A 19,270-nucleotide genomic window follows, 5' to 3' on the forward strand; every position below is an offset into this window, starting at 1 on the left:
TGGAACCACCTGATCCCATCCCGAACTCAGCAGTGAAACGATGCATCGCCGATGGTAGTGTGGGGTTTCCCCATGTGAGAGTAGGTCATCGTCAAGATTAAATTCCGAAACCCCAATTGCGAAAGCAGTTGGGGTTTTGTTTTGCCCGCAGGAAAGTTCGTACAGCATTACCGGACAGCTCCCGGCTGTCACAGTCTCCCGACAATGCTAAGGTTCGGCCCTAGCTTTTGTATTTTTCCAAGGAAGCCTTTATGCCGGACGCGACGTCCCTCAGTGCTGGTTTTATGGTGGTTCACGGTAACCGCCTAGACGAGCTGCGCAGCCTGGTGGTCAGCTGGATGCGGCGATACCCGCTGGCTCCCTTGGAAAATGAAATCGCTCTGGTGCAGAGCAACGGCATCGCCCAGTGGCTAAAGCTGGCACTGGCAGAAGACCCGGAAGAGGACGATATGGGTGGCTGCGGAATCGCCGCAGCCATCGACGTGCAATTACCGGGCAGCTTCATGTGGCAGCTCTACCGCATGGTGCTTGGCAGAGATGAAATTCCCGCCAAGTCTTTGCTCGATAAGGCCCCGCTGACCTGGCGACTCATGCGGCTGCTTCCGCAGTTGATAGGTCAGCCCCACTTCGAGCCTCTGCATCGCTTTCTGACCAATGACACCGATTTGCGCAAACGCTATCAACTGGCTGAGCGACTGGCAGACCTGTTCGACCAGTATCAGGTGTACCGAGCCGACTGGCTTGAGGACTGGGCTGAAGGTCGTCATCAATTACGCAACGGTCGGGGTGAAGCCAAACCCCTGACCCCGGCCAACTGCTGGCAGGCGGAATTGTGGCGTGCGTTGTTGCTGGATGTGGGGGAGCAAGGCATGGCGCAAAGTCGTGCTGGCGTCCATCAACGATTTATCGAGCGCATTAACAACCTCGATGTCGCCCCCGACGGATTACCATCCCGAGTGATCGTTTTCGGGATTTCTTCGCTTCCCGCTCAGGCTCTGGAAGCACTCGCCGGTCTGGCCCGTTTCAGCCAGGTTTTGCTTTGCGTGCACAACCCATGTCGTCACCATTGGGCGGACATCGTCGCCGATAAAGACCTGTTGCGGCATCAATACAAACGTCAGGCCCGCAAGAGTGGCATGCCGGTCGTGCTGGATTCGCAAACCCTGCATCAGTATGCCCATCCGCTGTTGGCAGCGTGGGGTAAACAAGGGCGGGACTACATAAATCTGCTCGACAGCTACGACGATCCCAACAGCTATCGCTCGGCGTTTCGTGATGGGCGCATTGATCTGTTCAGTGACAGCCAGCCACAGAACCTGCTGAACCAGCTGCAGGACGACATCCTCGAATTGCGCCCTCTGAATGAAACACGCGAACGCTGGCCGGCAGTCGATACAGATGTGGATCAATCGATCCGTTTTCACATTGCCCACAGTGCTCAGCGCGAAGTAGAGATACTTCACGATCAGTTACTCGCACGCTTCAGTGCTGATCCTGAGTTAAGACCGCGCGACGTTATCGTGATGGTTCCGGACATCGACAGTTATGCACCGCATATTCGCGCTGTGTTCGGCCAGCTTGAACGTCATGACCCACGATTCATTCCATTCACGCTCGCAGATCAAGGCCAGCGCGGTCGTGATCCACTGCTGATTGCTGTCGAACACCTGCTCAAACTGCCAGACAGTCGTTTCCCCGTCAGTGAGATCCTTGATCTGCTGGACGTTCCAGCGTTGCGCGCTCGCTTCGGTGTAGAGGAGCGTGACCTGCCGACCCTGCATCGCTGGATCGAAGGCGCGGGCATCCGCTGGGGCATGAGCGCAGAGCAACGAGCGGGGCTTGGATTGCCGCAGGAACTGGAGCAAAACAGTTGGCGTTTCGGCTTACGGCGGATGTTGCTTGGGTATGCAGTCGGCAGCGCCAGTGCCTGCCAAGGTATCGAGCCCTACGATGAGATCGGTGGTCTGGACGCCGCGCTCATAGGTCCTTTAGTGGCGCTCCTGGATGCGCTTGAAATTGCTCATCAGGAACTCACCCGACCTGCGCCGCCCCTGCAATGGGGGATGCGCCTGCAAGCGTTGGTGCAGTTGTTTTTCCAGGCCAGCAATGAGCATGACGACTACCTGCTTGCCCAGCTCGAAGAGTTGCGTGAGACCTGGCTTGAGACCTGTGAGTCTGTCGGTCTGCACGACGAGTTGCCGTTGACCGTAGTTCGTGAGGCCTGGCTTGCCGGCCTCGATCAGGGGCGCTTGTCCCAACGTTTTCTCGCCGGTGCAGTTAACTTTTGCACCTTGATGCCCATGCGCGCGATCCCGTTCAAGCTGGTCTGCCTGCTCGGGATGAATGATGGCGATTATCCGCGTGCGCAACCGCCACTGGACTTCGACCTGATGGGCAGCGATTACCGTCCGGGTGACCGCTCCCGGCGCGAAGACGACCGCTATCTATTGTTGGAAGCGCTACTGTCAGCACGTAACCAGCTCTACATCAGTTGGGTTGGCCGCAGCATTCGCGATAACAGCGAACGCCCGGCTTCTGTGCTGATTGGCCAACTGCGCGACCATCTGGCCAGCGGATGGCAACTGCACAATGCCGATGAAGACTTGCTTGAGGCAATGACTCAGGAGCACCCGTTACAGCCTTTCAGTGCCCGCTATTTCCACGAAGGCGATGACTTGTTCAGCTACGCCAGCGAATGGCAGGTGCTTCATCATGCAGTTGAGTCGGCAACCGATAACAGCATTCTCGCCCCCTATGTCCAGGAAGAGCCGCTAAGCCTTGGCCAACTGCAGGACTTTCTGCGCAACCCGGTGCGGCACTTCTTCAGTCAGCGGCTGAAGGTGTTCTTTGAAGCGGCTGAAGTGCCGCTTGCCGATGAGGAGCCATTTGTCCTCGACGCGTTGCAACGCTACAGCCTCAGCGACAGTTTGCTCGACGCCGCGCTGGAGCATCTGGATCAATCCGATCAGGCTTTGGAGGCGCAGGCCAAACGTCTGCAAAACAGCGGCCTGCTGCCCATGGCCGGCTTTGGCGAATGCCTGCAACGGGAATTGATCGAGCCATTGCCGGATCTGCTGCAGCGTTATCAACAGCTTTTGGCCCTATGGCCGACACCGCTCACCAGCGCTTTACCTGTGAGTCTTGAGCTGCAAGGGCTGCGCCTCGAAGGTTGGCTCAGCGGTCTGCATCAGCGAGCCGACGGTGGTTTGCTGTCGGTCACCACGATTCCCAACAGCATCGGCTCGATCAAGTCTCGCAAATGGCATCGTCTGACACGGTCATGGGTCAATCATCTGGTTGCCAGCGCCAGTGGAATGGCCATGACCACTGCGCTGGTGGCCAGTGACGACAGCCTGCTGCTCGGTCCGATGGAGAAGGATGTTGCATTCCGGACCTTGAGCGACCTGCTGATGGCCTGGCAAGCAGGCATGCGCCAACCGCTACCCATTGCAGTAAAAACGGCGTTTGCCTGGCTAAACCAGACTGATCCTGCCAAAGCCGACGCGGCTGCTCGCAAAGCCTATGAAGGTGACGGCCTGACCACTGACGGCGAGCGCCGCGAAAGTCCCGCGCTCGCCCGGCAGTTTGCTGACTATGACGCACTGATTGCCGACGAGACCTTCGCCGATTGGTGCAACGCCTTGTACAAGCCAATGCTGGAAGCGCCTTGGCGCACATTGACCAGCGAGGAGCCGCGCTCATGACCGGCCAGACACCGTTGGCCCTGGCGTTCCCGCTGCGCGGCAGTCAACTGATCGAGGCCAGTGCCGGGACCGGCAAGACCTTCACTATTTCCGCGTTGTACCTGCGTCTGGTCTTGGGCCACGGCGGAGAATCAAGCGGATTTGGACGTGAATTGTTACCGCCGCAAATCCTCGTTGTGACGTTCACCGACGCCGCGACCAAAGAGCTGCGCGAACGTATTCGAACGCGTCTTGCCGAAGCCGCACGGTTTTTCCGCGATGAAACACCGGCGCCGGATGCCCTGATTGCAGAGCTGCGTGAACAGTACCTTCCCGAGCAGTGGCCCGGATGCGCAAACCGTCTGGACATCGCTGCTCAGTGGATGGACGAAGCAGCTGTCTCGACCATCCACAGTTGGTGTCAGCGCATGTTGCGCGAGCACGCGTTCGACAGTGGCAGCCTGTTTACCCAGACCCTGGAAACCGATCACAGTGATTTGCTCGGCGAGGTTCTGCGCGATTACTGGCGATTGTTCTGTTACCCGATGCAAGGCGATGCGCTGAATTGGGTGCGCGGTAATTGGGGCGGGCCCGCAGCCCTGTTGCCGCGAGTTCGTGGTTTGTTCGCCAGTGAGCGCCACAGCACTGAAGGCAAAGAGCCTGTCGAGCTGATCACTGAGTGTCTGCAAGAGCGACGAGCCGCATTGCTCGACCTCAAAATGCCTTGGCGTCAATGGGCGGACGAGTTGCTTGCCATCTGTCATGAGGGCATCGCGAGTAAAAGCGTCGACGGTCGGAAGATGCAGGCACGCTATTTCGAACCCTGGTTCGAAAAGATAAAAGCCTGGGCCGAAGATGAATTGCTTGAGCAGTTGGATATTGGCACCGGCTTCACTCGCCTGACACCTGATGGCATGGCTGAGGCATGGAAAAAGGGCGAAGTGCCCAATCACCCGGGACTGGACGCAATGCCTGGCCTCAAGGCCAGTCTCGACAGTTTGCCGACCCCCGATGCGGCAGTCCTGCAACACGCCGCTCAGTGGGTAGGCGCGCGGTTCGAGGAGGAAAAACGTCGCCGCGCGGAAATGGGTTTCGATGACATGCTGCTGCGCCTCGATGCTGCGTTGCAAGCCGAGGGCGGCGAACGTTTGGCAACCCTGATCCGCGAGCAATTTCCGGTAGCGTTGATCGACGAATTCCAGGATACCGACCCGGTTCAGTACCAGATCTTCGAAAGCATCTATCGCATCGAGGACAACAATCCTGAATGCGGCCTGTTCCTGATCGGCGACCCGAAGCAGGCGATCTACGCCTTCCGTGGTGCCGACATCTATACCTACCTGCGTGCCCGCCAGGCCACCACTGGCCGGCTGCATACCCTGGGCACCAACTTCCGCTCCAGCCATGGCATGGTCGATGCGGTGAACCATGTGTTCGAGCGCGCCGAGTCGCGGGAAGCGGGGCGGGGCGCATTTCTGTTCCGTGAAAAAAGTGGCGAAAATCCGGTGCCGTTCCTGCCGGTCGCCTCCCAGGGCCGCAAAGAAGTTCTGCAGGTAAAGGGTCAGGTTGTACCCGCTCTGAACATCTGGCATCTGCCCGCCGAACAACCATTGTCCGGTGCCGTTTACCGACAGCAATTAGCCGCTGCTTGCGCCAGCGAAATCACTGCTTTGCTCAATGGCGGGCAACAAGGCCAGGCGGGTTTTATCCAGGACGGCAAGGACTTCAAAGGCTTGCTGCCAGCGGATATTGCGATCCTGGTACGTGACGGCAAAGAGGCTCAGGCCGTGCGCGCCGAACTCACGGCCCGGGGCGTGCGCAGCGTGTATCTGTCGGACAAGGACTCGGTGTTCGCCGCACAGGAAGCTCATGACCTGCTGACCTGGCTCAAGGCCTGCGCCGAGCCGGATGTCGAGCGTCCGCTGCGAGCGGCGTTGGCCTGTATCACGCTGAATCTGTCGCTGGCTGAGCTGGAACGCTTGAATCAGGACGAGTTGGGGTGGGAAGCGCGGGTCATGCAGTTCCGCGGTTATCGCGAACTCTGGCGCAAACAGGGTGTGCTGCCGATGCTGCGTCGCTTGCTGCATGACTTCCAGCTACCTCAGGCACTGATCGCGCGAAGCGACGGCGAGCGTGTGCTGACCAATCTGTTGCACTTGTCCGAACTGCTGCAACAGGCGGCCGCCGAACTCGATGGCGAGCAAGCATTGATCCGGCATTTATCCGAACACCTGGCGTTGTCCGGCCAAGCTGGCGAAGAGCAGATACTGCGTCTGGAGAGCGACGAGCAACTGGTCAAGGTCGTGACGATTCACAAGTCCAAGGGGCTTGAGTATCCGCTGGTGTTCCTGCCGTTCGTGTGTTCGGCGAAGCCGGTCGACGGCAGCCGCTTGCCGCTGCATTACCACGACGAGACCGGCAAGGCCCAGGTGACGTTGAAGCCGACACCCGAGTTGATCGCGCTGGCCGATCATGAGCGCCTGGCCGAGGATCTGCGCTTGTTGTATGTGGCCTTGACCCGTGCACAACATGCCTGTTGGCTCGGTGTTACGGACCTCAAGCGCGGCAATAACAACAGTTCGGTGCTGCACCTTTCGGCACTGGGTTATTTGCTGGGCGGTGGTGCGCCATTGAACGAATCGGCGGGGTTGACGCGTTGGCTTGAAGACTTGCAGCAGGATTGTGCGGCGCTGAACTACAGTGAAATGCCTGAAGAAACCGCCGAGCATTACCACCCGCCGCAAAACGATGCGACATTGCTTGCCCCGCTGATTCCCAAGCGCAAGGCCAGCGAAAACTGGTGGATTGCCTCCTACAGCGCCCTGCGCATTGGCGACAGCCTGAGCGTGGGCAGTGACGAAGCACCGGAAAACCCGCAAGCGCAAAAGCTGTTTGACGACGAGCGCCTTGACCCGGAAGCGCCGAGAGAAGTGGTCGCTGGCGGTGCCGATATCCATCGCTTCCCTCGGGGTCCGAACCCCGGCACCTTTCTCCATGGTTTGCTTGAATGGGCCGGTAACGAAGGTTTTGCCGCCACACCACAAGCCGTGGAAGATGCCATTGCCCGTCGCTGCAACCGTCGTGGCTGGGAAGGCTGGATCACCACGCTGAGCGATTGGCTGCAGCACCTGCTCAAGTCCCCGCTGCACATCGGTGCCGGACAGGCGCCAGTGATATTCGAGCAATTGACCCAGTACCGCGTCGAGATGGAATTCTGGTTCGCCAGCCATAAAGTCGATGTGCTCAAACTCGACGAACTGGTCCGCCAATACACCCACAACGGCGTTGCCCGTGTTGCAGCCGAACCGGTGCTGCTCAATGGCATGTTCAAAGGTTTCATCGATCTGACGTTCGAACATGATGGTCGCTATTACGTCGCCGATTACAAATCCAACTGGCTGGGCGTCGATGACATGGCCTATACCGAGCAAGCCATGGAGCAGTCGATTCTGGACAATCGCTACGACCTGCAATACGTGCTGTACCTGTTGGCCCTGCACCGCCAACTCAAAGCGCGGCTTGCCGATTACGATTACGACCGGCACGTCGGTGGGGCGCTGTATCTGTTCCTGCGCGGCACCCGCGCGTCCAGTCAGGGCGTGTATTTCGCCCGTCCGCCAAGAGAACTGATCGAGCGTCTTGACCGGCTGTTCCAGGGCAAGCCAGAACCCAAGGCCGAACCCGCCTGGGAACAGGGAGTACTGCTATGAGTCGTACCTTCGCCGATTTGCTGCCGACACCGTTGGCAGCGGAAAGTCTGGCGAGTCTGGCACCGTTGAGTCGTGCCGATGACTTGTTGCTGCTGCTCACCCGTTGGGTCGAACGGGGCTGGTTGCGAGCGCTGGACAAGGCCTTCGTTGCGTTCTTGCACGAACTTGCTCCCGGCGATGATCCTCTGGTGCTACTGGCTGCGGCATTGACCAGTCATCAATTGGGTCACGGCCATGTCTGCCTGGACCTGTTCGAGACCCTGAAAGAGCCTGACTTCGCACTGTCATTGCCGCCGGAAGGTGATCTGCAAAGTGGCGCGATGCTGCTGCCATCACAATTGCTTGAGGCGCTGGACGGCGCCCATTGGTGCAAGGTGCTGGCCGCCAGCAATCTGGTCGCATTGGCAGCAGACAGGCGTGAAACGGCTCAACAAAGGCCATTGGTACTGTCGGGAAAACGCCTTTATCTGCGCCGCTATTGGGCTTACGAGCGGCGTATCGATGACGCCCTGCGTGTGCGTCTGGCCGAACACGAAACCACGCCGAGTGATCTGCCCCAACGTCTTGTCGGTCTGTTCGGTCCGGCCAGGCCTGGCGAGGTGATCGACTGGCAGAAACTCGCGTGTGCCTTGGCGACCCGCAGCGCCTTCAGCATCGTCACCGGCGGCCCGGGGACGGGCAAGACCACCACGGTCGTGCGCTTGCTGGCATTGCTTCAGGCGCCGGCGGTGGAGGCTGGCAAACCCTTGCGCATCCGTCTCGCCGCCCCCACCGGGAAAGCTGCGGCACGATTGACGGAGTCCATCAGCCAACAAGTCCGCACGCTGGAAGTCGCTGAAGCCGTGCGAGATAAAATTCCGTCAGACGTTACCACCGTGCACCGTCTGCTCGGCAGTCGGCCTGGTACACGACATTTCCGGCACCACGCCGGTAACCGTTTGCCGCTGGATGTGCTGGTGGTGGATGAAGCCTCAATGATCGACCTGGAGATGATGGCCAATCTTCTCGATGCGATGCCGGCCCATGCCCGACTGATTCTGCTGGGTGACAAGGACCAACTGGCCTCGGTGGAAGCCGGCGCTGTGCTGGGTGATCTGTGCCGCGACGCCGAGGCGGGTTGGTATAGCCCGCAGACGAGTCAGTGGCTGGAAACAGTCAGTGGTGAAAACCTCGCAGCCAGTGGTTTGCAAGAAGACACTCAGGGGACTCATCCACTGGCCCAGCAAGTGGTGATGCTGCGTCACTCGCGCCGGTTCGGCGAGGGAAGCGGCATTGGTCAACTGGCACGCTGGGTCAACCGGCAACAACCCGAAGAGGCTCGGCAGCTGCTGGCGGCTCGAAGCCACGGCGATGTATTTTCCCTGCCCCTCAAGGGTGAACAAGACCGGGCGCTGGAGCGCCTATTGCTCGAAGGTCATGGTGATGGGCCGCAAGGCTACCGGCATTACCTCAGCCTGCTGCGCAACCTGCGGCCATCGCCCGACAGCTCGCTTGAGGATTCACGCTGGACCGATTGGGCGCGCCAGGTGCTGCAAGCCTTCGACGCCTTCCAGTTGTTGTGTGCCGTTCGTAAAGGGCCATGGGGTGTGGAGGGCTTGAATCAGCGCGTGACCGATGCGTTGCTCAAGGCTCGATTGATCGACAGCAATCAGCAGTGGTACGAAGGCCGGCCTGTGCTGATGACCCGTAACGACTATGGCTTGGGTTTGATGAACGGCGACATCGGCATCGCCCTCAAGCTGCCGGAGCGCGATGGCCCCGAGGCGGGTCGTCAGGTATTGCGCGTGGCCTTCCCGCGCAATGACGGCCAGGGTGGCGTGCGTTTTGTCCTGCCGAGTCGGCTCAATGATGTCGAAACCGTGTACGCCATGACCGTGCACAAATCCCAGGGCTCCGAGTTTGCCCATACGGCGTTGATTTTGCCGGACGCCCTGAACCCGGTTCTGACCAAGGAGCTGATCTATACCGGCATTACCCGGGCCAAGGACTGGTTCACATTGATCGAGCCACGTGCCGGAGTGTTTGAAGAGGCGGTGCGACGCAAGGTCAAGCGGTTGAGCGGGTTGATGCTGGAGTTGGAAGAGACAGTCGAGCCGAGGCAATAAATGGCGGCGGCACCGGACGCCGGAAACTGTCCGAAGTGCCGTCGTACGTGGCCTCGCTGGTGTTTCAGCGCTGTGCTATCGTTGCGGCACCCTCCCGTTACGATCGAAGAGAATCCCTGCATGAAGGTGGCTGTCTGGATGACAGAGTGCGTTGCTGGCTGCAAGCAGGCCGTACTTGCAGGTTTTCTCTGTTTGCTGAGCGGCTTCGTTTTCGCTCAAGCGCAAACACCACCAGGCATGGCCGACCAGCGCGCCAAATCGGTCACGCAGGTTGTACTTGGGATACTCAGCTATGCCCGCTGGCCAGTTGAGCCAGCACGACTTCGTTTGTGCATCGTCGGCCCTACCGAATACACCGACGACCTGGTCAAGGGCACCACCCAGGCCACTGGCCGACCCGTTACCGTGCGCCGCCTGCTGGCCGACAACTCATCCATTGTCAGTGAGTGCGACGCGGTGTACATCGGCAAATTGACCAGCGAAGAGCGCAGCCGGTTGTTCGCTTCGCTGAGCGGGTATCCGGTGTTGAGCATCAGCGAAAGCGACGATCAATGTACCGTCGGCAGTCTGTTCTGTTTGCGTGTCGGCGATGAACAAGTGTCCTTTGAGGTCAACCTCGATTCTGTCGCCCGCAGCGGCGTGCGAATTCACCCAAGTGTGCTGCAACTGTCCCGCCGCAAACCGGCGGCGCCATGAGGCTATTCAAACCTGGCAGTCGTCCGACCTTGCGTTCGGTCATTGGCCGCGGTCATTTGATCGTCGCGCTGGTCGGCGTGGCCATGGCCAGCATCTCGCTGACGCTGCTCGGCGTCCTGGCGTTGCGGGTCTATGCCGACCACAACCTGCACCTGATCGCGCGCTCCATCAACTACACCGTGGAAGCTGCCGTGGTGTTCAACGACAAAGCCGCCGCTACTGAAGCGCTGGCACTGATCGCCTCCACCGAAGAAGTGGCGGATGCCCAAGTGCTGGACGAGCAAGGCAAGTTGTTGGCGCGTTGGCAGCGGCCGGAAACCGGATTGTTCTCTGATCTCGAAATGCAGATGGCCAAAGCCTTTCTGGAAGAGCCCATCAGCATGCCGATCATCCATCAAGGCCAGGAAATCGGCAGCACTCTGCTGATCGGCCACGGCGGCAGCCTGATGCGCTTCTTGCTCAGCGGTCTGGTGGGCATCGTTCTGTGCACCGCCGCCAGTGCCTGGGTGGCGCTTTATCTGGCTCGCCGACAACTGAGCGGGATCACCGGTCCGCTGCGCAGTCTGGCGTTCGTGGCGCACGCTGCGCGTAGCGAACGAGCCTTCGACCAGCGTGTGCCGCCTGCCGACATCGCCGAACTCGATAACCTGGGCAATGACTTCAATGCCCTGCTCGACGAACTCGAATCCTGGCAAACCCACCTGCAAAGCGAGAATGAAACCCTCGCCCACCAGGCCAGTCATGACAGCCTCACCGGGTTGCCGAACCGAGCGTTTTTCGAAGGCCGATTGATTCGTGCATTGCGCAACGCCAACAAGCTCAACGAGCGGGTAGCGGTGCTGTTTCTCGACAGTGACCGGTTCAAGGAAATCAACGACACCTTCGGTCACGCGGCTGGCGATGCAGTGTTGGTCGCAGTCGCCAATCGGGTTCGCGCGCAACTGCGCGAAGAGGATCTGGTGGCGCGTCTTGGGGGGGACGAGTTTGCTGTCCTGCTGACACCGCTGCACAAGACCGAAGACGCCGAGCGGATCGCCGATAAAATCATTGCCAGCATGGAAGTGCCGATCCCGTTGCCGGGTCATACTCAGGTTTTGACTTCTCTGAGCATCGGCATTGCCGTGTACCCGGATCATGGTGCTACACCGGGTGCTCTGCTCAATGCTGCCGATGCGGCCATGTACCAGGCCAAACGCTTTTCCAGAGGTGCACAGCACACGTCAGGGTCGGAGCACCCTGTCGCCGATGTTCAAACCAGGAGCTAATGTTCGTGTTCTCATTCAATCTGCGATTTCTTGCGATCCCCTTGTTCATGGCTTTGCTGGCACTGACCGGTTGCCAGACGGCACCACAAAAAGGTTTGAGTCCGGCACAGGTTGCAGTGCTCCAACAGCAAGGTTTCGAGTTGACCGACGAGGGCTGGGCGTTTGGCTTGTCCGGCAAAGTGTTGTTTGGCAGTGATGTCGAAAGCCTGAATCCGCAGAGCACCGAGATCGTCGAGCGCATTGGCAAGGCGTTGCTGGGTGTCGGGATCGATCGGGTGCGGGTTGATGGTCACACTGATGCGTCGGGCAAAGAGACCTACAACGAACAGCTGTCGTTGCGCCGCGCGAATAGCGTCGGCAAGGTCCTGACCGCGGTCGGCATGAAAGAACAGAATATCCAGCTAAAGGGCTTTGGCAGCAGTGAGCCGGTAGCCTCCAACGATAACGCGGCCGGTCGAACCGAAAACCGCCGGGTGTCGATTGTGGTGAGCGCCGACTGATCGGCTGCCTCCCTTTTTAACTATTTTTTGGGGGGGGAATTCATACCCCCGTAGATGAACGGAACACGACGACTGCCACATGGAAAAAATAATAAATTACTGCCGCAACCACTTCTGGAAAAAATGGCTTCGCCAGCATAAATGCAAGATCGCTGGCGGGGTGTCATCGCTTAACGCCAAAACCACGTTGCTGGTGGAAGAGAATGTTTCGCTCGGTCATGTGGTGATCGGAACCAAACGTTTGAGCATTGGTGCTCACACTTACATTCGAAGTGGTTGCGTGCTGTCTGCGGTGTCCTCGATAGGACGGTTTTGTTCGATCGGAAATGACTGCTACATCGGGCAAGACAAAAATACCCACCCGTCCGACTGGGTCAGTTCGCACCCCTTCCAATTTACCCGAACAAAACTGTCCTTCGAACCAGAGATCGTTGATGTAACGATCGGCGACGACGTCTGGATCGGACATGGCGCCATGATCATGGAAGGTGTCACGGTGGGCACGGGGGCCATCATCGCCACCCGCGCACTGGTTGCCCACGATGTGCCGCCCTATGCGGTAGTCGCCGGGATTCCGGCGAAGGTCATCAAGTATCGGCACCCGCCAGAGGTTGTGGCGCAGTTGCTTGAGAGCAAATGGTGGGAATGTAATGTCGATTTTCTTCTGAGCTTGCGTTTGGACGACCCCCGTACTTCCCTGCCAATGATTATCGAGTCACACAAGGCCAACCGGGTTGTTTACAAGCGGCTGGAAGTCACCCGCAAGGGCTGCCAATTGGCTAGCCCACTTTGAACATCTGCTCAGCCGCTCAGTCCGTAAACCGCAGCTCCCGCGTTTCGCCCAGTAATAACGGGCGATTTAGCTCAGTCACTTCGCGGATGTAATCCCACAACAGGGTAATCCGCTTGAGCTTGCGCAGGTCCTCGCGGCAGTACATCCAGAACTACAGGTTGCAAAGGTCCCACCCAATGATTACGGGGGCCTTTTGCCATGAAGACCACTACAAAGCTCCACCCTGTTACAAGTGATGTCACAAGTTTTGCTATTCCTCTCAGGCCCACTACAAGGCTCGCTAAGCCCTATCACTACAGACGCAATGGCATCTACTATCTGCGCCTCAGAGAGACCGGCAGCACCACTCAATCCACCTCAGTTTCACTCAAGACCACTGACCGAAGGGCAGCTATGGACGCTTCACGACGACTTGCCGAGACCATCAAGGCCTTCCATTTGGATCACCCTGAGGCGACTTGGAGTGAGCTCAGGGAGCATCTGCTGAGTGTCGCTGAGAGTCTCTTGTCGTCTGCCCATGATGTTCACTCTCTCCGTGACTGGGGCGACCTCTACGAGGACGTTAGGACCAACCTATCTGAGATTGCTGCGACGATGCCACTCAGCGTCGATCAGCATGAACACGTAGCGAGAGCGAGGGAGGTGATGTCTGCTGCTCAGGTGCGTCTACAGGGCGACTCTGTGCCATTGGTGAATATCATCAGGGACCTTGAGGGGGGCTCTAAGAATGATTTGAAGCACGTCACTGGCGTGCCTGTATCCCTATCTGTATTAGCTCCAATGACCTTTGAGGTTCTATCGGGCCTCTACATGGCGGACCGGGCAGGGGAACAGAAAGCCAGCACTCTCAGTTCCACCAAGTTCACTCATGGCGTTCTGTGTACCGAGTTTGGAGCTTTGGACCTGAGGATGCACACAAGGGCGGATCTTGTGGCCTTGAGGGATAGACTTGCGACCACACGGAAACCATCAACGGTAAATCAGATGCTGATGAAGCTCTCTGCTGTCCTGAACTGGTCAGTTGAGAATGGTCATCTCGAAAAGTCATACGACAAGAAACTCAAGTTCACTAAAGGCACTGAGTCCACCCGTAAGGCGTTCTCTCAGGACCAGATAGGCAGCCTAATGGCCTATGCGAACAAGCTCCCTGAGACATCATGGAAACGCTGGTTGCTGAGTCTTGGCATCATCACGGGCGGGCGTCTCAATGAAATCTCTCAGTTGAGCGTTAGTGACATTCAGACCCTTAACTCAGGCATTGTCGTTATCCACATCAATGAGGTTGGTGAGGGTAAATCCATCAAGAACAAGCGTAGTGAGAGGCTGGTTCCATTGACTGATGGTGCCTATGGGTTCGACCTTCAAGCCTTCCTACGGTATGTCGAGACCTGCAAACAGAGCGGGAACGATTCGTTGGCACAGATCGGATACAGACCAGCAGGCGAATGGGTCAACCAGCAGGCAATCCCTCAGGCTCTTGGGGAGTCCTATGTAAGGGGCTTAGTGTTCCACTCATTGTGCCACTCATTGGCTTCCCTCATGCAGGCTAAAGGGGTTCCTACGACTCATGCTCAAGCTGTCATGGGGCACGCCTCGGGAACGGTAACCTTTGATATTTATGGCTCAGGTGTCCCTGTGGCGGTGATCGCTGAGATGCTCAATGGTTTGCTTTGTGAGCACCTTGAGACCCTCTGAGTCAGTTTTAAGGCGTTCGTCGGGGTCGATTAGCTATGATCTTTTTGGGGCTGGAAGTTCGGTAGAGATAGGGCGTATGGCTGAGGTGCTTGTTGAAGCCTTCAGCCTAATCAAATAAATCTTGAGGTTCCTCACAATGGAAATAAATACTCCCACGCTCGAACTGAAATTAGATAACGGGAAGACACTGAGCGTAGAAGTGGTTAGCTACCATCTCAAGTTCAACGAAAAGCTGCATGTCGGCGCTACAGGAAAAATACACAAAATCGGAACATTCAAAATAAATAGCTCGGCCTATAAGAGCTGGGGTCCTATCAAGGCAATAAAATATGCCATTGGTGAATGTTCAGTAGTGAAGGAGCACCCTCCGAAAATGACCCCGAGGACCATTACTTACAGGGTTAGGCAGGATTTTTAACCACTGGTACATGGTAGTGATACCAGTATCCTGCTATCCAAACGCGCTCCTACGTGAAATCTAATCCGCTCGCTGGGTCCTGGCCTTGCTCCGTGAGCGTAGGAGCGTGCGCGTAGAAAACCTCAAGATGCCCTGAGGGGCCCGTGTTTGTTGGTCGAAATGGCTGTGACCATAGATGTAGGATTTAAAACCCTCACTATTGCAACTACACCCAGTCACCAATCAACCAACACAGGAGACCACCAATGACCACACCAACCAAGATCCGCCTTCAGGGCACCAACGTGATGGCCTGCGTGCTGCCACCAATAGAAATCCTTGAGGCACGCTACAAGTTCGCTGACGACCACGAAGGGATCGTAGCGCGGGACTTCAAGCTCATCCCCGGTAAGACCCGTAGAGGAACTGTAGAGGGCGCCCCGGTGGGCTCCTACACCAATGGATCGTTCCGGCAGCAAGTTGAAGTCACATGGATGGACGGCGACACCAAGCACAAAATCCGCGTACAGAAGGCCCGCATTGTCTATCGGATGGCTCATGGTCCGTTCGATGAGTCGTTGGTGATTGACCATATCGACGGCAACCCAAACAACAATCACCCCAGCAACCTGCGACCACTGACCTACCACGAGAACATGGGCAACCGTGTTGCTGGTCTTCAAGCTCGCCGGATGCCCAAGAAGGATGCCCACCTGCCCGTGGGTGTGACCCGAGACAAGCACTGCACCTCAAGGGAGCAATACATAGGGAAGACTACCATCCGTGGGGTCCTTCATAGAGCCGTCTTTGAGAACCCTACAGCCGCTCAACACTGGCTCGCTCAGATCCGAAAGGACCACTTGGGCGACACGGCTCGCAGAGACTCTCAAGGATTCATCGTTGGGGCTCCTAATCGTGTGAAGGTTCAGTAATAGCCCTACACCTATAGTTACCCTCACTATTGGAAGATATCCCCAAAGATCCCTCTGAGATCCTTCTTATAGACCACCCTTAAAGATCCCTCTTTAAGATTCCTCTCAAGATCACCTCAAAGCTAAGGTAATTGGTATCACGATTATGAATTCCTTCTTAGCTTCCACCTCAAAGGAGGTCCTATGTTATTCCACTTCGAGTTAGATGGTCTTGAGCCTCAGCACCAAGCTGACCTATTAGCCATCGAAGCAACCATTACTCCAAGGTCTGCCTATGCAGCCTTCACCGTAAAGACCACGGCTCTCAGGGCTCACAAGGATGTCGAAGGTGCCTATGCGTTTCTCAGGACGAGGATGTCTGCGTATCACTTGGACGCACTCAAAGAGCTCTTGGATAAACTTAAGATCGACTTAGATAGATTGGTTCGACTCATGAAGAATGTCCCCACCATTATGTCTACGCGTCCTGCTCAACACTAACACCCGTTAGCTGCTCGCCAGCTCAACAGCGACCGTCGCCACGGTTGTCCTTAAAGATGCCTCTCAGGCTTGCCATGTCCTGATCCAGCATTAGCCACACAGCCCAATCAAGAACCTATTCGTCAGTCTTGGAAGATGCCCATGCGGCTCCCTCCTTGCCGTCTTGTCGTGCGCGTCTATGGCGCCAAGGCTGAGCGAATGGGTCACCTCACAGGAGAACCAACATCATGCAAATCACCATCACCAACGTCCTGAAAGATGAAGTCACCGTGTCCGGTCAGACCCTGCGCCGTGAGTACGTCGAGAACATCATGCTGCCCATGCTGGTCGCTCAATGCGCCACCGTTCAGAGCCGAAAGCTTGAGATCGTAAAGGTCTTCGCTGAGGCCGGTCTGTCGCTCAATGCGGTCCCTGAGGCTGCCCGTGAGTACGCCGTAGACAAGTCAGAGAAGGCCCGTCTGCGTCTTCGTCAACAAGCTGAAGCGAATGCCCATGCTGAGCGCTGCCGTGTCGCTACGCCCCGTGAACTGGCTCAAGCCAAAGCCGACAGAGAAGCCCGAGCGGCTGCCATTCGAGAACAAGGGCAGCGCATACGTGCGGCCTCTCGATCGTCTGGTTGGTAACAGCACCTCACGACACCTCACCACTATCTAATTCAGGAGAACCATTCCCATGAAACTGCCTAACCAATACGTCGCACCGAACACCACCAGCGTTAAGCACCTGACCTCAACCTTCGAGAACGGTAGCACCATCCAGTTCACCACCGGCAGCATCCGTTCGGAAGACTTAGCCGCTACCGATGTGTCCGTCTATGTGGAAGCCCTGACAGAGGGCCTCAGCGAACTCCTAAACAGCAATGAGTGGCGCCAAGCTGCCATGGAGGCAACCCCATGTGAGTTCCGTCCGGCTGGCTCTGAGGCATCTGGTCAACAGATCATCACCATGGCCGACCGCACTGTCAGCTTCGATCCTCGCAAGAACTGGGACAACCAGACCATCTCGAAGGGTCCCGTCCTGGCTGGGTCTGTGATCTTCACTGAGCCGACCTCTGAGGCACTGCTGATTAGCAAGCGCTTCACAATCCTCGACCACACCTTAATGGCTGGCTTCACTGAGCAGTCCATGAACCAGACCGCTGAGAAGCTGTTGCGGGACATCGAGTATGAGGCCGCTGGGAGCATCGCTAAGATCCTTTCGACCGCCCCAAGCACTGAGAGCTTCTCTGTGGCTAAGCCAACCGGCAAGCCTGTAGAGATCGCTGAGGACCTTATCGACATCTTGACGACCCACGTAAACCAGACCGTAGGTACGACCCTTGAGGACTTCGTGGTCCTGCTGCCTGCGACCCTGCTGGCCGTTCTTGAGCGTGCTCCTCAGCGTGCCGGTGTCGAGGATATTGAGGCTCTGATCGGCACCTCTGTGCAGCCTTACAGCGGCACTGACTATGGCCTGTTCCTGCTGCCTAAGATGTTCACCTCTCTGAGCTACCGTGAAGGCCGTAACGGCGACATCTGGAAGATCGAAGCGACCCGTAACGGTGCTCATCAAGCATGGGACATCGAGATCATGACCATCGTGGACATCATCGCCAACGGTAAGGTCCGTGTGAAGTTGACCGCTGATGGTCTTCAGACCGAGGCTGTTGCCTTCCCGATGATCACCCGTATCACCTTGAGCTGATCGTAAAGAGCCCCGTAAGGCCGACCCAATGAAGGATCGGCGGAGGGCGTTTCATATTTACGTTTTGCGTCGTGGCTTGAAATTGGAAATATACTTTTGGCTACTCACCGGACTTTTATCAGGTGGTTTATGGAGTCCTTGGCTAAGATTCAATCTCTTCCTTAATATTGATTTTGGCGAGAGTGTCTCTTACTTCAGCGACTCCCGAAGGGTCTAAGTCGTTTGCTTCATTTAAACTTTCTGTCAGCCAATGGTTGGCTTTGAATGATATGTCTAATCCCGGCTTGCAGTACTTCTTTTCAAGAGTGCTAACGATCTGGCTAAGTATGTGGGATACTCGTGATTTATTGCGCGCCAGTATCGCAGCAGTAAGTCCTTGTGAATAAGTGATTAGCATATTTCCGGGGATATCTTTTAGGTCCCAAACCAAAACCTCTACATCCCGCAAGTCGGCTTCGGCTTCAGCAAGTTTTCTATTGACTCCGGTCAGATTGGTTTCGAGTTTTTTGATGTTGCTATCAGTTGATTTTATGTCGCTAATCAGCTCTGATCGAATGTCTTCGGATAATTTCCTTGTCTCGGAAAGCTGAAGTAAAAATCGATCTTGAAGAACTTGGCTTTTTTGATCACTTGATTTGTCGGATTCCCGTTTGTACTCCTCGATCTGAAGGTCGAATTGGGTCTTGTAGGCGTTTATCTTTCCTTCAAATTCTGCTCTTAATCGCTCTTTGTCTTGGTCGTATAGTTTGAAATTTGTGAGAATGCTAAGCCCGGTAAGAATTAAAACAAAGCTAAAAATTCCGCCTAACGCCCAGTAAACTGTCGTCTGTTGTGAGGATTGAAACTCTTTAATTAGCCGATTTTGCTCTTTTATAAGGAGTAGTTCGGATTCTTGCTTAGTTATGGTTGCTTGCGGTGTTGTTGGGTCTTGTTTGTTTACTATTGCAGCAGGGGCAATGAGTTCAGCTGAGGAGTTTGAATTCGGCTTGGCTGCCACAACGGCAGAGCAAAAAATAAAAGCGCAAGCGATGAGTCGAGCAGTTTCCTTCATTGTTATCCTGTCCATTAAGTAAGAGCGACTGCTCTACGAAATCGTAAATATCTCACACTTAATGCCGTGGTCAACCAAAAATGAACTTAAATGGGCGTACTCCTTTGAAATTTTTTTTGAAGCCAGAGCGGGGTTTTAACTTTTAACGGAAACCTGACAGAAATTTTTGAGACCTCATTCCATCAATTACTATCTCGCACGGTCCCCCCGTGTGCCCACTTCAATGCCTGCATGGGGTCTTTATCGCGCCTATGTGCGCCACTGTGTAAGAACCTTTCTG

General features: G+C 56.5%; 12 protein-coding genes, 1 rRNA gene and 1 pseudogene. 12 read left to right on the top strand and 2 right to left on the bottom strand.

The annotated features are described in order from the left end of the window. From rrf to KGB24_RS20890, 8 genes are all read left to right on the top strand, one after another. Positions 1-97 (top strand): 5S ribosomal RNA (rrf, locus tag KGB24_RS20855); the annotation flags it as partial. A 154-nt stretch (positions 98-251) separates the two neighbouring features. Continuing rightward, positions 252-3,704, top strand: a complete 3,453-nt coding sequence (recC, locus tag KGB24_RS20860; protein ID WP_223415902.1) for an exodeoxyribonuclease V subunit gamma — start codon at positions 252-254, stop codon at positions 3,702-3,704. Continuing rightward, positions 3,701-7,393: an exodeoxyribonuclease V subunit beta gene (recB, locus tag KGB24_RS20865; protein ID WP_223415903.1), complete on the top strand. Its 3,693-nt coding sequence runs from the start codon at positions 3,701-3,703 to the stop codon at positions 7,391-7,393. The genes recC and recB overlap by 4 nt, the downstream gene beginning before the upstream one ends. Continuing rightward, positions 7,390-9,498: an exodeoxyribonuclease V subunit alpha gene (recD, locus tag KGB24_RS20870; RefSeq protein WP_223415904.1), complete on the top strand. Its 2,109-nt coding sequence runs from the start codon at positions 7,390-7,392 to the stop codon at positions 9,496-9,498. Before recB ends, recD begins: the two co-directional genes overlap by 4 nt. 120 nt (positions 9,499-9,618) lie before the next feature. Continuing rightward, positions 9,619-10,194: a YfiR family protein gene (locus KGB24_RS20875; protein WP_223415905.1), complete on the top strand. Its 576-nt coding sequence runs from the start codon at positions 9,619-9,621 to the stop codon at positions 10,192-10,194. Beyond that, positions 10,191-11,459, top strand: a complete 1,269-nt coding sequence (locus KGB24_RS20880) for a diguanylate cyclase domain-containing protein (protein WP_008024091.1) — start codon at positions 10,191-10,193, stop codon at positions 11,457-11,459. The genes KGB24_RS20875 and KGB24_RS20880 overlap by 4 nt, the downstream gene beginning before the upstream one ends. After that, positions 11,459-11,959: an OmpA family protein gene (locus KGB24_RS20885; protein ID WP_207285316.1), complete on the top strand. Its 501-nt coding sequence runs from the start codon at positions 11,459-11,461 to the stop codon at positions 11,957-11,959. The genes KGB24_RS20880 and KGB24_RS20885 overlap by 1 nt, the downstream gene beginning before the upstream one ends. Before the next feature lie 79 nt (positions 11,960-12,038). Next, positions 12,039-12,752: a CatB-related O-acetyltransferase gene (locus KGB24_RS20890; protein ID WP_223415906.1), complete on the top strand. Its 714-nt coding sequence runs from the start codon at positions 12,039-12,041 to the stop codon at positions 12,750-12,752. A gap of 16 nt (positions 12,753-12,768) precedes the next feature. Here the strand turns inward: KGB24_RS20890 and KGB24_RS20895 are convergent. Continuing rightward, positions 12,769-12,903: pseudogene (locus tag KGB24_RS20895) on the bottom strand (LysR family transcriptional regulator); the annotation flags it as partial. A gap of 47 nt (positions 12,904-12,950) precedes the next feature. Here KGB24_RS20895 and KGB24_RS20900 point away from each other — a divergent pair. From KGB24_RS20900 to KGB24_RS20915, 4 genes are all read left to right on the top strand, one after another. After that, positions 12,951-14,447 (top strand): tyrosine-type recombinase/integrase, encoded by a 1,497-nt coding sequence (locus KGB24_RS20900; protein WP_223415907.1) that lies wholly within the window; start codon positions 12,951-12,953, stop codon positions 14,445-14,447. A 663-nt stretch (positions 14,448-15,110) separates the two neighbouring features. Continuing rightward, positions 15,111-15,776: an HNH endonuclease signature motif containing protein gene (locus KGB24_RS20905; protein ID WP_223415908.1), complete on the top strand. Its 666-nt coding sequence runs from the start codon at positions 15,111-15,113 to the stop codon at positions 15,774-15,776. A 707-nt stretch (positions 15,777-16,483) separates the two neighbouring features. After that, on the top strand, positions 16,484-16,879 hold the full coding sequence (locus KGB24_RS20910; protein ID WP_223415909.1) for a hypothetical protein: 396 nt from the start codon (positions 16,484-16,486) through the stop codon (positions 16,877-16,879). Positions 16,880-16,928: 49 nt separating this feature from the next. Beyond that, positions 16,929-17,939 (top strand): hypothetical protein, encoded by a 1,011-nt coding sequence (locus KGB24_RS20915; protein ID WP_223415910.1) that lies wholly within the window; start codon positions 16,929-16,931, stop codon positions 17,937-17,939. Between the two features lie 142 nt (positions 17,940-18,081). On the opposite strand, the gene KGB24_RS20920 is transcribed toward KGB24_RS20915, so the two are convergent. Next, a complete protein-coding gene (locus KGB24_RS20920; RefSeq protein WP_223415911.1) occupies positions 18,082-18,990 on the bottom strand; it encodes a hypothetical protein in 909 nt (302 codons plus the stop codon). Positions 18,991-19,270: the final 280 nt, after the last annotated feature.

The sequence above is a fragment of the Pseudomonas sp. BF-RE-25 genome (assembly GCF_019956105.1).
Taxonomy (GTDB): Bacteria; Pseudomonadota; Gammaproteobacteria; order Pseudomonadales; family Pseudomonadaceae; genus Aquipseudomonas; species Aquipseudomonas migulae.